The organism is Pseudomonas sp. 7SR1 (genome assembly GCF_900156465.1).
Lineage (GTDB): Bacteria > Pseudomonadota > Gammaproteobacteria > Pseudomonadales > Pseudomonadaceae > Aquipseudomonas.
On sequence record NZ_LT707064.1, the window covers coordinates 1469736 to 1483970 of the forward strand.

Annotated in this window: 15 protein-coding genes; 5 read left to right on the forward strand and 10 right to left on the reverse strand. The window is 62.5% G+C overall.

Features of this window, described 5'->3' with window-relative positions:
• Positions 1-86 precede the first annotated feature (86 nt).
• The 3 genes from BW992_RS06650 (at position 87) to BW992_RS06660 (ending at position 2342) form a co-directional block, all read left to right on the forward strand.
• Positions 87-485 carry a winged helix-turn-helix transcriptional regulator gene (locus tag BW992_RS06650; protein ID WP_072459512.1) on the forward strand — a complete coding sequence of 133 codons (399 nt, stop codon included), beginning with the start codon at positions 87-89 and terminating at the stop codon, positions 483-485.
• Positions 486-727: 242 nt separating this feature from the next.
• Positions 728-1876 (forward strand): ImmA/IrrE family metallo-endopeptidase, encoded by a 1149-nt coding sequence (locus BW992_RS06655; RefSeq protein ID WP_076407329.1) that lies wholly within the window; start codon positions 728-730, stop codon positions 1874-1876.
• Positions 1863-2342 (forward strand): DUF4411 family protein, encoded by a 480-nt coding sequence (locus tag BW992_RS06660; protein WP_072432252.1) that lies wholly within the window; start codon positions 1863-1865, stop codon positions 2340-2342. The genes BW992_RS06655 and BW992_RS06660 overlap by 14 nt, the downstream gene beginning before the upstream one ends.
• A 66-nt stretch (positions 2343-2408) precedes the next feature.
• Here BW992_RS06660 and BW992_RS06665 read toward each other — a convergent pair whose 3' ends face one another.
• Positions 2409-3575: an MFS transporter gene (locus BW992_RS06665; RefSeq protein WP_076405834.1), complete on the reverse strand. Its 1167-nt coding sequence runs from the start codon at positions 3573-3575 to the stop codon at positions 2409-2411.
• A gap of 94 nt (positions 3576-3669) precedes the next feature.
• Between BW992_RS06665 and BW992_RS06670 the strand changes: the two genes are divergently transcribed.
• Complete coding sequence (locus BW992_RS06670; protein WP_076405836.1) at positions 3670-4563, forward strand: LysR family transcriptional regulator; 894 nt, start codon at positions 3670-3672, stop codon at positions 4561-4563.
• Positions 4564-4727: 164 nt separating this feature from the next.
• Here BW992_RS06670 and BW992_RS06675 read toward each other — a convergent pair whose 3' ends face one another.
• The 5 genes from BW992_RS06675 to BW992_RS06695 all read right to left on the reverse strand — a co-directional run bounded on the left by BW992_RS06675 (position 4728) and on the right by BW992_RS06695 (position 9487).
• Entirely contained in the window at positions 4728-5537 is an 810-nt protein-coding gene (locus BW992_RS06675) for an alpha/beta fold hydrolase (RefSeq protein ID WP_076405838.1), read from the reverse strand.
• Between the two features lie 65 nt (positions 5538-5602).
• On the reverse strand, positions 5603-6469 hold the full coding sequence (locus BW992_RS06680) for an alpha/beta fold hydrolase (RefSeq protein ID WP_072398150.1): 867 nt from the start codon (positions 6467-6469) through the stop codon (positions 5603-5605).
• 109 nt (positions 6470-6578) lie between these two features.
• Positions 6579-7226 (reverse strand): ferric reductase-like transmembrane domain-containing protein, encoded by a 648-nt coding sequence (locus BW992_RS06685; RefSeq protein WP_072398151.1) that lies wholly within the window; start codon positions 7224-7226, stop codon positions 6579-6581.
• Positions 7227-7436: 210 nt separating this feature from the next.
• Positions 7437-8750 (reverse strand): ATP-binding protein, encoded by a 1314-nt coding sequence (locus tag BW992_RS06690; RefSeq protein ID WP_076405839.1) that lies wholly within the window; start codon positions 8748-8750, stop codon positions 7437-7439.
• Positions 8747-9487, reverse strand: a complete 741-nt coding sequence (locus BW992_RS06695; RefSeq protein WP_072398154.1) for a response regulator — start codon at positions 9485-9487, stop codon at positions 8747-8749. The genes BW992_RS06690 and BW992_RS06695 overlap by 4 nt, the downstream gene beginning before the upstream one ends.
• A 275-nt stretch (positions 9488-9762) precedes the next feature.
• Here BW992_RS06695 and BW992_RS06700 point away from each other — a divergent pair, with 275 nt between their 5' ends.
• On the forward strand, positions 9763-10029 hold the full coding sequence (locus BW992_RS06700) for a DUF2790 domain-containing protein (protein ID WP_072398155.1): 267 nt from the start codon (positions 9763-9765) through the stop codon (positions 10027-10029).
• A gap of 9 nt (positions 10030-10038) precedes the next feature.
• On the opposite strand, the gene BW992_RS06705 is transcribed toward BW992_RS06700, so the two are convergent.
• From BW992_RS06705 to fmt, 4 genes are all read right to left on the reverse strand, one after another.
• Positions 10039-10350 (reverse strand): tetratricopeptide repeat protein, encoded by a 312-nt coding sequence (locus BW992_RS06705; RefSeq protein WP_072398157.1) that lies wholly within the window; start codon positions 10348-10350, stop codon positions 10039-10041.
• A 176-nt stretch (positions 10351-10526) separates the two neighbouring features.
• A complete protein-coding gene (gene trkA / locus BW992_RS06710) occupies positions 10527-11900 on the reverse strand; it encodes a Trk system potassium transporter TrkA (protein ID WP_072398176.1) in 1374 nt (457 codons plus the stop codon).
• A gap of 24 nt (positions 11901-11924) precedes the next feature.
• Complete coding sequence (rsmB, locus tag BW992_RS06715) at positions 11925-13235, reverse strand: 16S rRNA (cytosine(967)-C(5))-methyltransferase RsmB (protein ID WP_076405841.1); 1311 nt, start codon at positions 13233-13235, stop codon at positions 11925-11927.
• Entirely contained in the window at positions 13232-14191 is a 960-nt protein-coding gene (gene fmt / locus BW992_RS06720) for a methionyl-tRNA formyltransferase (RefSeq protein ID WP_072459516.1), read from the reverse strand. The genes rsmB and fmt overlap by 4 nt, the downstream gene beginning before the upstream one ends.
• Positions 14192-14235 lie beyond the last annotated feature (44 nt).

Here is a 14235-nt window from a genome sequence, read left to right on the forward strand (position 1 = left end):
GACAAATACCTTGATGGGGAAAGGACGAAAAGCCATCCTAGGGACCAAGGTAACTTTTTGTAAGTACGTACATAAAGGTAAGTATCGTGGACACAGCCACCGGAAATTCCGAGTCGTTCAGCGCCGCTGTTCGACGCGGCGATGTACTGAGCGCCGACTGCCCTTCTCGGGAGGTCCTCAAGCACATGACCAGCCGCTGGGGCGTGCTGGTGCTGGTCATCCTGCTGAGCGGAATGCACCGCTTCAGCGAGCTGCGCCGCAAGATCGGCGGGGTCAGTGAGAAGATGCTGTCGCAGACGTTGCAGGAGCTTGAAGCGGATGGGTTGGTCAACCGCAAGTCGCTGCCGGTGGTGCCGCCGCATGTGGAGTACCGCTTGACGCCGTTGGGGCGGGAGGCGGCGGAGCATCTTGAGGTGATGGTGAATTGGATCGAGGAGAAGATTCCGCAGATTATGGCGGTGCGGCGGGGTCGGTTGGGGGTCTGACCACCGCACCTCCAAGCCACATATCCTTGCGCCTTTGCCTACAACCGCACCAGAATCCGCCGGCTTCTCAGCCCTGCCCTCGAACTCTATCGTTTCCTTAACACTGGCCGAGCCGGCATCGATGACACTCAGGCATGCTAGCTCCCCTCGGGAAAGTCATAGGCCCGGCCGCATCCAGCTTTCGGCAGCTAGCTTTTTGGTGGCTCATGTTCACCGGTACACACCGTCTATATACTCAAATCATGGAACGTATCCAATCAATCAATCTCGCGCGGATAGACTGGTGTTGTACCGATCACGGTATGACGCGGGACGAGCTCGCCCGTGAGATCGGTATAGCACCTGCCAGCTTTGAAAAAGTGATGGCCGGCGAGACGGGACTGACCTTCAACCAGTTGCGTAAGCTGGCAGCCTTTTTCGGGCGAGGCACCTTGTTTTTCATGGAGCCAGGGCCGGTCAACGAGGCAAAGGTGCACTCGCCGCAGTTCCGCACCTTGAGCAATCAGAAACCGGAACTTTCGCACCGCCTGAAGCTGCTGGTTGAGCGAGTGGAGCGTCAACGCGCAGTGTTCCTTGCACTACGTGAGGAGCTTGATCCGACAGAGGTCGTACGCTTCTCGCCGCCCGACCTGGCAGGCCTGAGCATTCCTGACGCGGCCAACCGTGTGCGTGAATGGCTGGGGCTGGCGAACCGTAATAATTTCGACAGTTATCGTAAGGCCATCGAAGCGCGCGGCCTGTTGGTCTTCCGCAGCAATGGCTACACCGGTAAATGGCAGATTGCGAAAGAAAGCCCGATTCTCGGTTTTTCGCTCTACGATCCTGATTGCCCGGTAATCGTCATCAAAAAGCAAGATGCAGATACCCGCCAAAGCTTCACGTTGATGCATGAGTTGGGGCACCTACTTATTCATCGTGCAAGCTCGATTGACGATGAAGAGGATTTGTATTCGGCGAACGATGAAGAGCAAGAGGCGAATGCTTTTGCCGGCCATCTATTGGTCCCCGATCGGTTTCTATTAAGCATTCATGACGATGAGCGCCCTGTTGAGGCGGCCGAATTTGATGGCTGGCTGGAACCACAACGCAGGGCGTGGGGTGTGAGCGGCGAGATGATCCTACGGCGCCTGATGGATGCCGGACGTTTGCCAAACGAAGCCTATGCCGCATACCGACGGTGGAGCCAGCAACGAGTGATGCCTGAAAAAGAGGGTGGCAGCCGAGAGCACCGCAATCGCGAACCCCGGCACATTTTCGGCGATGGTTACGTCCGCACAGTGCTGGATGCCATGAACGCTCGTCGTATCACTCTCGCCAAGGCAAGCAGCTATCTCGACAACCTTAAGATCTCGGACCTGCACAAGCTGGAACGCTTCTATGCAGGTGTTTGATGCCTCATCCATGCTTTACGCATGGGATAACTACCCTATCGCGCAGTTTCCGGGTCTTTGGGCATGGATGGCGGACCGAGTGATGCAAGGGGTGATTCGGATGTCCGAGGTTGCCGCCGAAGAGGTTGGACACAAAGCCCCGGAGTGCGTGACTTGGCTGAAGGATTCAGGTCTGCAAAAGATGCCTGTGACCGAGGCGATCCTGTTGGAAGCCTTTCGTATAAAAGGATTGCTCGAGATCGAAGAAGACAAATACGGTGCTGGGGTCGATGAAAACGATCTATACATCATTGCGACCGCGAAGCTCAATGGCTGCGAGTTAGTCACGGATGAGGCGTTTCAGCCTTCTGCGAACAAGCAAAAGCGCAATTGGAAAATTCCTGCTGTTTGCAACATGGAAAGTGTGCAAACCCCTTGGATCAACTTCCTCGACTACATCAAACGATCCCAAGCGGTTTTTGGGTGACTTCAACTGATTGAGTACAAAACGGGACAGATTTACTTTCAATCAATAAACCCGCCCCCTTCCCTATCAAACCACCGAAGCCTCAACCCCTCTGGAACGCCAGGCAAAACCCAGCACCATCAGCAGCCCCACCCCCGCCATCGCCGCGCCGGCCAGGGGGATCGCCGGGTAGCCCAGCCCGGCGTTGATCACCGCGCCACCCAGGGCCGCGCCGATGGCGTTGCCGAAATTGAAGGCCCCGATATTCACCGCCGAGGCCAGGTTGGGAGCGTCCTTGGCGGCTTCCATCACGCGCATCTGCAAGGGCGGTACCAGGGCGAAGCTGGCGATGCCCCAGACCAGGATGGCCACGCTGGTCGGCAGCGACCAGCGCATCAGGACGGTGAACGCCAGCAAGACGACGATGAGCACGCTCAGGGAAACGATCAGGGTGCGGTCTATCGAACGATCGGCCGCCCTGCCGCCCCACATGTTGCCCAGTGTCAGCCCCACGCCAAACAGCACCAGCATGGCAGTGATGAAGGCGGTGGATGCGTGGGTCTCGCTGCTCAGGATCGGCGCAATGTAAGTGAAGACGGTGAACATCGCCCCCGAGCCGACCACGGTGAGGGCCAGCGCGGCCAGTACCGGGCCACGGCCGAGCACGCGGATTTCCGCCGCTGCGCCGCCGCTTTTCGGCAGGGGCACATCGGGCAGGGCGAACCACAATGCGACCATGGCCAGCACGCCGAGACCGGTGATGCCCCAGAAGGCCGTGCGCCAGCCGAACAGATCGCCAAACCAGGCGGCCAGCGGCACGCCGCCGATGGTCGCCAGGGTCAGGCCCATGAACATGGCGGCGACCGCTCCTGCGCGTTTTTCCGGGGCGACCACGCTGGCGGCGACGATGGAGCCGACGCCAAAGAACGCGCCGTGGTTCAGCGAGGTCACCACCCTGGCCGCCAGCAGGCTGTAGTAGTCGGTCGCCAGCGCCGACATCAGGTTGCCCAGGGTGAATATGGCCATCAACCCGATCAGCAGATAGCGCCGGGGGACCCTGCCGGTGGTCAGGGTCATCAGCGGCGCGCCCAGCAGCACGCCCATGGCGTAAGCACTGACGAGCAAGCCTGCCGCCGGAATGGAAACGCCGAGGTCCGCCGCGATGCCGGGCAACATGCCCATAGGGGCGAACTCGGTGACGCCGATGCCAAAGGCACCGATAGCGAGTGCGACGAGTGGAGGATTGATCTGCATGGAAGACTCCTTATCTGTGCCGCAGATGCTACGATCCTGGATTTCCTGGCGGTAGATCGCTTTTTCTACAAACACTTATGCGCAAGGAGCACAAATGGACATTCAGGGCCGGTCAGGTGAAATGACGGTGTTCGCCACGGTGGCCCAGGAAGGCAGCCTCTCGGCGGCGGCGCGAGCGCTGGGGCTGACTCCCTCGGCGGTCAGCCGGATCATCGCGCGCACCGAGCAACGGCTTGGCACCCGCCTGCTGTTGCGCACGACCCGGGCGATCACGTTCACCATCGAGGGCGAGGCTTACCTGCGCGCCGCCCGGCGGATCCTGGCCGACATGGCCGAGGTCGAAGAAGCCATTGCCGACCAGGGCGTACCCAAGGGGCGTCTGCGGGTCAGTGCGGCCCTCGGCCACGGGCGGCAGACCATCGTTCCGCTGGTGGCGGCGTTCAGTGCCCGCTACCCGAATATCGTCATCGACCTCAGCCTGGGGGACGAAGTGGTGGATATTCTCGCCGGTCAGGCCGACGTGGCAGTGCGCTTCGGCCATTTGCCCGACAGCCCGCTGACGGCACGCAAGATCGGTGAAACCGGCCAGGTGGTGGTGGCCTCGCCGCAGTACCTGGAGCGCCATGGCACACCTCAGGAGCCGGAAGAGTTGTTGAGCCACAACTGCCTGCGCTTCAACTTCCGCCGCGCCGAACCCAACTGGCCGTTCATCCGCAACGGGAAAGCGTTTTCCCTGAAGGTCAGCGGCAATATCGAATGCAGCAGTGGGGAGGCCCTGGCGCAACTGGCCCGGGTAGGCGCCGGCATCGCCCGTATCGGCGAATTCAGCGTGGCCGAGGATCTGCAGCGCGGCGACCTGGTACCGCTGCTGGAGCCTTGGAACCCCGGCGATAGGGAACCGATCCATGCCGTGTTCGTGGGCGGTGCGGCGATGCCGGCGCGGGTGCGGGTGTTCGTGGATTTCCTGGTGGAGCATCATCGGATGTAAGCCGACCCAACCCTCTTTGGCCCTCATCGCCGGCAAGCGCCCTCGCCACGAAACGCTTCCCAATGAAAAAAACCGGCCTACCGAGCCGGGTTTTGGGTGCTTCTCGAAACAACAGACGGATAAGCGAACCGGGCCTTTGGCGCCCAAGACCCGGTTCAGTGGAGTCAGCCCTTGGAACTGGCTTGGGCCGCTTCGATGATCAGCTCCGCGACTTTATCCGGGTTGGACGTCATCACCACGTGGGAGGCGCCCTGGACGGTGACGGTCTTTTTCGAGCCCGCACGGTCGGCCATGAACTTAAGGGCAGCTTCGGGGATGTTTTTGTCCGCCGAACCGTAGATGAACCAGGACGGCGTTTTTTTCCAGGCCGGTTCGCCAGACGCTTCCTTCAAGGCCGCCTCGCTGATGGGCCGTTGGGTGGCGGCCATCAATGCGGACTCGGCCACCGGCACGTCGGCGGCAAACTGTTGGCCGAATTTGTCCTGCTGGATGTAGAGATCCTTGTTGCCGTCGTCCAACTGCACCGGAGCGGCCAGGGTCGGTCCGAGGGTACCGCCAGGGTAGCGGCCGGACAGCTCGATGGCGGTTTCGCCTTTGTCCGGCGCGAAAGCCGCGACATAGACAAGCGCCTTGACCCGTGGGTTGCCGTGCACCGCGTTGGTGATCACGGCGCCACCGTAGGAGTGACCCACCAGGATCACCGGGCCAGGGGTCTGCTCGACGATGTCGGCGACGTAGTCGGCGTCCTGCTTCACACCACGCAGCGGGTTGGCGGCGGCCACCACCGGGTAACCCTGGTTCAGCAACCGGGCGGCGACGCCATTCCAGCTGGACGACTCGGCGAACGCGCCATGCACCAGCACGACGGTAGGCTTGGTGGCATCGGGTTGCGCGGCGGCGCTGTGGAGCGATGTCAGAGCCAATGCGGCGGTGACGGTGACGGCCAAGAGCGATTTGAGCTTGAACATGATCATTCCTTTTCTGTTATGGCTATTGTTGTGCTCATGTCCCGGGCGGCACATGAGCGGATGCGATGGGCTTACTTGCCCAGGAAGTCCAGCAGATCCTGGTTGAGGCGGTCCTTGTGGGTGTCGGTCAGACCGTGCGGCGCGCCCGGATAGACGATCAACTCGGCGTTGCGCACCAGCCTGGCGGCGGCATGGGCGGAGGCGTCGATCGGGACGATCTGATCATCGTCGCCGTGCACGATCAGTGTCGGGACGTCGAACGTGGCCAGGTCGGCGCGAAAGTCCGTCGCCGAGAACGCCGCGATGCAGTCATAGGTGTTTTTGTGGCCCGCTTGCATGCCCTGCACCCAGAACGAATCGATCAGCCCCTGGGAGACTTTCGCCCCGTCGCGGTTGAAGCCGAAGAACGGACCCGACGCGATGTCGCGATACAGCTGCGAGCGGTTGTCCAGCGAGGCCTGGCGCAGGCCGTCGAACACTTCGATCGGCAGGCCGCCTGGGTAGTCTTCGGTCTTGAGCATCATCGGCGGAACGGCGCTGATCAGTGCGGCCTTCTTCACTCGGTCGGTACCGTGGCGGCCGATATAGCGGGTGATTTCGCCGCCACCGGTGGAGAACCCCACCAGGGTGATGTCGTTGAGGTCCAGGGTGTCGATCACGGTGGCCAGGTCATCGGCGTAGTGATCCATGTCGTTACCTTCCCACGGCTGGCTGGAGCGGCCATGGCCGCGACGGTCGTGGGCGATCACCCGATAGCCTTTGTCAGCCAGGAACAGCATCTGGGATTCCCAGCTGTCGGAATTCAGCGGCCAGCCGTGGCTGAAGGTGACGACTGGCCCATCTTTCGGGCCCCAGTCTTTGTAGTAGAGCTGTACGCCGTCCTGAGTGGTGATATAGCTGCCGGCCTGGGCCTGAGGAGTCTGGGTGCGAGTGCTCATTTTTGTTTCCTTGTTTTTAGGCAGTCGGAATGACTGCTTCCGAGAAATCTATCGAAGCGATATGTCGTGTCTGAGAAGGCGGCTTCGTTTGCTGTGGATCGCAGGTCTATCAGGAGGCGACCGCCCCTCGGCGCATCGACGCCTGCCTGGCTTGGCTGCGTTTGTTGGCCATGGCCAGCTTGCCCACCAGGCGGATCGCCACGGCGGCGCAGGTGATGCCGAAGGGCAGCACGTACCAGTCGCTCATCGGGATGCGTTTGAAGTTGGAGAAGGCAAACACAGCGGCGATGATCCACATGCCGGTGACGTGCAATGTCTTCCATGCCTTGGGTCCCAGCAGTCGGGCTGGCCCTTTGAATGACGTCAGTGCCATCAGCAGGATGAAGGCGTAGGCGGTGCCGCCCGGGATGTTGTTGGCAACGGTGCGGGCCGGCCAGAACTCGGTGTTGAGCTGCCCATACCCGTAGATCAGTACGGCATGTATCAGGTGGGAGAAGGCAAAGGCGAGGCCGATGAAGCGCCTCTCACGAACCAGTGCCTTGGAAAGTGGTGAAGGCACCAGTACGGCGAAGGCCGATGCGGTGAACGCGATCAGGAACAGTACGAAGGAAGAACGGGCGGTGGCGCGGATGGCGCTGCGCAGTCCCTCCACCAGATCAGGTTGCACCGCCACGGTCGCGATGCTCATCGCCACCACCAGGGCGGCGATCAGGCCGAACAGTTGCCAGCCCTGGGGGCGGTAGGATTGGGTATTCATCGCAAGTTCTCCTGTCGTGAGGGCTCGCCATTCGGGGATCCGGTGGCGAGTCGATGGGGAGAATTCTTGCAGCGGCATGTATACCGGCTATGTTCGACAACCGGCGGTTATACGTTCTTATGAGTATGTGAATGGGCTGGATACAGTGGCTTACAAATGGCCCCTGGATCCGGCCGGTAGAGGCTGCACACAAGGTGCAGCCAGCACGGCCTACCGATCGACGCTGAAGTCGAGGGTCACGCAAAGACCACCGCCGTCGCGGTTGCGCAGGCTCAGCGAGCCGCCAATCGCGTTGGCCAACTGCTGAGCGATGGCAAGGCCCAGGCCGGTGCCGCCAGTGCTGCGGTTGCGTGAGCTTTCCACCCGGTAGAACGGCTTGACCACCTCGGCCAGGATCTCCTCGGGAATCCCCGGCCCTCGGTCAAGCACCTTGATGGAAACGCCTGTGCTGGCGTTGCCGCAGATTTCCACTTCGGCGGTGCCGGCGTACTTCAGCGCGTTATCCACCAGGTTCACCAGGATACGACGCAGGGCATGGGGTCTTGTCTCGATGACCGCGCCGTTCTTGCCGATCAGGCTGACCTCTCGACCGGTGTCCTGGTAGTCGCACACCAGGCTGTCGAGAAAGGAGTCCAGGCTGATACGGCAACTGGTTTCAGTCGCGCCATGGACGCTGCGCGCATAAGCGACACCTTCACGCACCAGGTGCTCGATTTCGTCCAGGTCGTTGCCCAGTTTGTCTTTCTCGACCGAGTCATCCATGAACTCGGCGCGCAGCTTCATGCGCGTAATGGGCGTCTGCAGGTCATGGGAAATGGCCGCGAGCAATTGCATGCGTTCTTTCAGGTACGCGGCGATACGCGCCTGCATGCTGTTGAAGGCCCGGGCGGCATACGCCACTTCCCGGGGGCCGTTTTCATCCAACTGCACCGGGTGTGCGTTCGGGTCGAGGTTCTCGACCGCCTCGGCCAGGCGGCTGAGGGGGCGGATCGCGATCCGCACGGCAAGCCAGGTACAGCCGATCATCAACACCAACTGACCGAACAGGACAAAGGGCAACCAGGGCGACAACGGCCTGACCGAAGGGCGCACATCGATGGTGACCGGGCTGCCGTCAGCCAGTCGCACCTGGGCCTGGAAATGCTGGCGAGGGCCGGGGATCTCGACGAAGGTCAGGTCATAGTTGCGGCCCAGGGAGGCCTGCAGTGACTGCGCCGCAGTCGCAGCGAGATCGTTCGAGGTCAGTGCAATGCCAGGGTCGTGCTCGCGCAGCAGATAGTCGTAGTTGCGACGCTGCAGGCGTTTGGTCCACTCCAGGCGCTCGGCGGCCGGCAGACGGTCGAGAATGGCGATGGACGTCGCTGTGTCGTGTTCGAAGTTGCCCAGCATCGCCGTCTTGGTGCTCTGGTAGCGTTCGTAGTACTGGGCTGCGAACGTCAGGGATTGGGCGAGGATCAGACCGACAAGGAACACCAGCCACAGCCGCGAGGCCAGCGTGCGGGGCCATTGCAAGGCGAGCTTCATGCCTGTTCCCCAAGCACTTCCACTGCAAAGGTAAAGACGTAGCCTTCGTTGCGCACAGTCTTGAGGTAGAGGGGTTCGCGCGCGTCATCCATCAAACGCTGCCGCACGCGGCTGACCAGCAGGTCAATGGAGCGATCGAAGATGTCCGCGTCACGGCCCTGGGTCAGGTTGAGCAGTTGGTCGCGACTCAGTACCCGCTGGGGATGATCGAGAAATACCCGCAGCAGCCTGTACTCGGCGCCGCTCAGGGAGACGAGCGTGTCGTCTTCATCGAGCAGATGGCGGGCGGTGGTATCCAGGCGCCACCGGCCGAACTTGAGCAGCCGGCCGCTTTCGGTGACGACGAAGTTGGGCGGCAGCATGCGGGTACGCCGAAGCACGGCATTGATCCGCGCCAGCAGCTCCCGGGCAGCGAAGGGTTTGGCCAGGTAGTCGTCGGCCCCCATCTCCAGGCCAATGATGCGGTCGGTCTCGTCGGTGCGAGCCGTCAGCATCAGCACGGGGGTCGCCTTGTGTTTTCCGGCGCGCAGTTCGCGACACAGCAGCAGCCCGTCATCCCCCGGCATCATGATGTCGAGCACGATCAGATCCACCTGGTTGGTTTCGAGAAAGGCCCGCATCTGGCGCCCATCGGCAACCACGGTGGTGCGCAGACCGTTTTTCTTCAGGTAGTTGCCGACCAGCTCCCTGATTTCCCGATCATCATCCACGATCAATACGTGATCGACATGTTCCATGCCCTGCTCTCCGAAATGCGCGCATCAGTTGCGCAGTATGGCGATGCTTTGCTGCCGGATGGCAGGGCACCGCAGTTCAGCCTGTCCAGACCGAGGCCAAGCAAAAACAGTGGCGATTGTATCGCTCTGTATCGCAACCCACCTCAGATACGTAACCCATCCAACCGAGGTATTTCTCGACACAGCCGAGATACCTCCCAGGCCTTTAATGAGCTCCATCGAGACAACATGAATCGCCTCGATGACGCCATCGAACTCATTGAAGGAAAACGACCATGAACCTGAAAACCATTGCCACTGCTTGCCTGATGACCGCCCTGAGCGCCGGCGCATTACCCGCCATGGCCCAAGCCAACGCAGCAAGCGAAACCTACTCCTACGGCACCCACCTGGACATTGCGAAAGTGGTTTCGCTGACCGAAGACGCTGGCCAGACCTGCGGGTTGGTGAATGCGCACATCACCTACCTCGACTCCATGGGCGAACAGCGAGCCCTGACATACCTCAAGCAGGCAGCCGATTGCAACAATCAAGGGGGCTGAGGTGGGAGCTCAGGGATGGCGATCCAGTTTCCTGAGGAACACCGCCATCTCTTTTTCCGCCTGTTTGTCGCCATGGGCGCGGGCGGCCTCAAGGCCTTGTTCCCAGGCACGACGTGCTGCCGCCAGGTCGCCTTGCCCTTGATGAGCCTTGCCCAGCAGTTTCCATGCGGCTGAATATTTGGGATCGAATTCGACGCAGCGCTGCAGGTGTTCGGCGGCGCGGGTGAATTCGCCGAGGTCCAGGTACCCCTTGCCCAGGCCGAAGCGCAGCAGTGCGTTATCCACGCCCTTGGCGAGCATTTTTTCCAGGGAGTCGAGCATGGCGGCGTCCTTATTGGTTGTGTCAGGGGTTGATCCGTTGGCTGCTAGATAGCTATCGCGAGCAGTCTGGCTCCCACAGGGGTCGGCGTTGTTCACAACATTTGTGAGCAATGAAGATCCTCTGTGGGAGCGAGCCTGCTCGCGATGAGGCCCTTTGCGTCACTGCGCATCCCGGATCAGAAGAAACTCAACCCCACGTGGAACAGCTTCTCGACGTCGCGAATGTGCTTCTTGTCCACCAGGAACAGGATCACATGGTCGCCGGCCTGGATCATGGTGTCGTCATGGGCGATCAGCACTTCTTCATCGCGGATGATCGCGCCGATGGTGGTACCCGGTGGCAGGCCGATGTCGCGGATGGCCTTGCCGATGACCTTGCTGGACTTGGCGTCGCCGTGGGCGATCGCCTCGATGGCCTCGGCCGCGCCACGACGCAGGGAGTGCACGCTGACAATGTCGCCACGCCGCACGTGGGCCAGCAGGGTGCCGATGGTTGCCAGCTGCGGGCTGATGGCGATGTCGATCTCGCCGCCCTGGATCAGGTCGACATAGGCCGGGTTGTTGATGATGGTCATCACCTTCCGCGCCCCCAGGCGCTTGGCCAGCAGCGACGACATGATGTTGGCTTCGTCGTCGTTGGTCAGGGCCAGGAAGATGTCGGCGTCGGCGATGTTTTCTTCCAGCAGCAGGTCACGGTCCGAGGCGCTGCCTTGCAATACCACGGTGCTGTCGAGGGTGTCCGAGAGATAACGGCAGCGCGCCGGGTTCATCTCGATGATCTTCACCTGGTAACGGCTTTCGATGGCTTCGGCCAGACGCTCGCCGATCTGCCCGCCACCGGCGATCACGATGCGCTTGTTTTTCTCGTCGAGGCGACGCATTTCGCTCATCACCGCGCGGATATTGGCCTTGGCGGCGATGAAGAACACTTCGTCGTCGGCTTCGATCACCGTGTCGCCCTGAGGCAGGATCGGCCGGTCACGTCGGAAAATCGCCGCGACCCGCGTTTCCACATTGGGCATGTGCTGGCGCAGCTGGCGCAACTGCTGCCCTACCAACGGGCCGCCGTAGTAGGCCTTGACCGCCACCAGTTGCGCCTTGCCTTCGGCAAAGTCGATTACCTGCAAGGCGCCGGGGTGCTCGATCAGGCGCTTGATGTAGTTGGTCACCACCTGCTCGGGGCTGATCAACACATCCACCGGAATCGCTTCGTTGTCGAACAGGTCGGCGCGGGTCAGGTAGGCCGCTTCCCGCACCCGGGCGATCTTGGTCGGGGTGTGGAACAGGGTGTGGGCCACCTGGCAGGCCACCATGTTGGTTTCATCGCTGTTGGTCACGGCCACCAGCATGTCGGCATCGTCGGCGCCGGCCTGGCGCAGCACTGTCGGCAGGGAACCGCGTCCTTGCACGGTACGGATATCGAGACGATCGCCCAGGTCCCGCAGGCGCTCGCCGTTCGTGTCGACCACGGTGATGTCATTGGCCTCGCTGGCCAGATGCTCAGCCAGCGAACCCCCCACCTGCCCTGCACCGAGGATGATGATTTTCATCCGGTCACTCCTATCGAATCGGTCTTAACCGCGTGTGGCGGCGATCTTGATCAGCTTGGCGTAATAAAACCCATCGTGGCCGCCCTCCTGGGCCAGCAACTGGCGGCCGTGTGGCTGCTTCAGGCCGGCCTGGCTGGCGATGTCCAGCTCCCGGGCGCCCGGAGTCCGGGCGAGGAAGGCGTCGATCACCTCGGTGTTCTCGGTCGGCAACGTCGAACAGGTGGCATAGAGCAGGATGCCGCCCACCTCGAGGGTCAACCACAGGGCATCGAGCAATTCGCCCTGCAGAACCGCCAACGCGGCGATGTCGTCCGGCTGGCGGGTGAGCTTGATATCAGGGTGGCGACGGATCACGCCGGTGGCCGAACACGGTGCATCCAGCAGGATCCGCTGGAACGGCTTGCCGTCCCACCAAGAAGCGGTGTCGCGGCCATCGGCAGCGATCAGCTCGGCTGCCAGGCCCAGGCGTTCGAGGTTCTCCTTCACCCGCACCAGGCGCTTGGCTTCCAGGTCCACGGCCACCACACCGGCCAACCCGGGCTCGGCTTCGAGGATGTGGCAGGTCTTGCCCCCCGGGGCGCAGCAGGCGTCCAGCACCCGTTGGCCTGGCGCCAGGTCCAGCAGGTCGGCGGCCAGTTGCGCGGCTTCGTCCTGGACGCTGATCCAGCCCTCGGCGAACCCCGGCAGCGTGCGTACGTCCCCCGGAGTTTCCAGCAGGATGCCGTCGCGGCTATAGACGCAGGGCCTGGCCGGGATGCCCGCCTCGCCCAGCAAAGCCAGGTAGGCATCGCGGGTGTGATGGCGGCGGTTGACCCGCAGGATCATCGGCGGATGGGCATTGTTGGCGGCGCAGATGGCCTCCCATTGCTCGGGCCAGAAGGCCTTCAGGGACTTCTGCAGCCACCGCGGATGGGCGGTGCGCACCACCGGGTCATGTTCCAGCTCGGCCAGCAGGCTTTCGCTTTCGCGCTGGGCGCGGCGCAGCACGGCATTGAGCAGGGCCTTGGCCCACGGCTTCTTCAACTTGTCGGCGCAGCCTACGGTCTCGCCGATGGCGGCGTGGGCCGGAACGCGGGTGTAGAGCAACTGATAGAGCCCCACCAGCAGCAGGGCTTCGACGTCGGCATCGGCAGCCTTGAACGGTTTCTGCAAGAGCCTGGCGGCCAGCGCTGACAACCTCGGCTGCCAGCGGGCGGTGCCGAAGGCCAGGTCCTGGGTGAAACCGCGGTCGCGGTCTTCGACCTTGTCCAGCTGGGTCGGCAGGGAACTGTTGAGCGAGGCTTTGCCACTGAGGACCGCGGCAAGCGCCCTGGCGGCGGCCAGACGCGGGTTCATGAGGCGTCCGCCACGTGGCCCAGCACGGTGCCGACGGCAAATTTCTCACGGCGACTGTTGTACAAATCGCTGAAATTCAGCGCCTTGCCGCCGGGCAATTGCAGACGCGTCAGACACAAGGCCTGCTCGCCGCACGCGACAACCAGACCGTCCTTGCTGGCATCGAGGATCTGCCCGGGGGAGCCCGCACCTTCGGCGAGGCGGGCGGCCAGCACCTTCAGCGTCTCGCCGCCCAGCGTGCTGTGGCAGATCGGCCAGGGATTGAAGGCGCGCACCAATCGCTCCAGCTCGATGGCCGGACGGCTCCAGTCGATGCGGGCCTCATCCTTGTTCAACTTGTGGGCGTAGGTGGCAAGGCTGTCATCCTGCACTTCGCCGGCCAGCGTACCGGCAGCCAGGCCGGCGATGGCCTGGACCACGGCCGGCGGGCCGATGAGCGCGAGACGGTCATGCAGGCTGCCGCCGGTATCGTCGGCGCCGATGGGGGTCGTCACCTTGAGCAGCATCGGCCCGGTGTCCAGGCCGGCTTCCATGCGCATCACGGTCACGCCACTCTCGGCATCGCCCGCTTCCACGGCGCGCTGGATCGGCGCCGCACCGCGCCAGCGCGGCAACAGTGAAGCGTGGCTGTTGATGCAACCCAGGCGCGGAATGTCCAGCACCACCTGAGGCAGGATCAGGCCATAGGCGACCACCACCATCAGGTCCGGCTTCAGCGCGGCCAGTTCAGCCTGGGCCTGTGGGTCACGCAGGGTCGGCGGCTGCGAGACGGGCAGGCCATTTTCCAGGGCCAGTTGCTTGACCGGGCTGGGCATCAGTTTCTGCCCGCGACCGGCGGGCCGATCCGGCTGGGTGTAGACCGCAACGATGTCATGGGGGCTGGCCAGCAGGGCCTTGAGGTGTTCGGCGGCGAACTCGGGCGTGCCGGCAAAGACGATGCGCAGTGGCTCAGTCATGGGAAGCTCTCGATTACAAAGCGGTCGCATAAAGAAAAAGGCTT

Bases quoted from the DNA above. Each gene is read 5' to 3' on its own strand.
- BW992_RS06655 (WP_076407329.1), top strand. From the start codon at position 728: ATGGAACGTATCCAATCAATCAATCTCGCGCGGATAGACTGGTGTTGT.
- BW992_RS06660 (WP_072432252.1), top strand. From the start codon at position 1,863: ATGCAGGTGTTTGATGCCTCATCCATGCTTTACGCATGGGATAACTAC.
- BW992_RS06665 (WP_076405834.1), bottom strand. From the start codon at position 3,575: ATGCAGATCAATCCTCCACTCGTCGCACTCGCTATCGGTGCCTTTGGC.
- BW992_RS06670 (WP_076405836.1), top strand. From the start codon at position 3,670: ATGGACATTCAGGGCCGGTCAGGTGAAATGACGGTGTTCGCCACGGTG.
- BW992_RS06675 (WP_076405838.1), bottom strand. From the start codon at position 5,537: ATGATCATGTTCAAGCTCAAATCGCTCTTGGCCGTCACCGTCACCGCC.
- BW992_RS06680 (WP_072398150.1), bottom strand. From the start codon at position 6,469: ATGAGCACTCGCACCCAGACTCCTCAGGCCCAGGCCGGCAGCTATATC.
- BW992_RS06685 (WP_072398151.1), bottom strand. From the start codon at position 7,226: ATGAATACCCAATCCTACCGCCCCCAGGGCTGGCAACTGTTCGGCCTG.
- BW992_RS06690 (WP_076405839.1), bottom strand. From the start codon at position 8,750: ATGAAGCTCGCCTTGCAATGGCCCCGCACGCTGGCCTCGCGGCTGTGG.
- BW992_RS06695 (WP_072398154.1), bottom strand. From the start codon at position 9,487: ATGGAACATGTCGATCACGTATTGATCGTGGATGATGATCGGGAAATC.
- BW992_RS06700 (WP_072398155.1), top strand. From the start codon at position 9,763: ATGAACCTGAAAACCATTGCCACTGCTTGCCTGATGACCGCCCTGAGC.
- BW992_RS06705 (WP_072398157.1), bottom strand. From the start codon at position 10,350: ATGCTCGACTCCCTGGAAAAAATGCTCGCCAAGGGCGTGGATAACGCA.
- trkA (WP_072398176.1), bottom strand. From the start codon at position 11,900: ATGAAAATCATCATCCTCGGTGCAGGGCAGGTGGGGGGTTCGCTGGCT.
- rsmB (WP_076405841.1), bottom strand. From the start codon at position 13,235: ATGAACCCGCGTCTGGCCGCCGCCAGGGCGCTTGCCGCGGTCCTCAGT.
- fmt (WP_072459516.1), bottom strand. From the start codon at position 14,191: ATGACTGAGCCACTGCGCATCGTCTTTGCCGGCACGCCCGAGTTCGCC.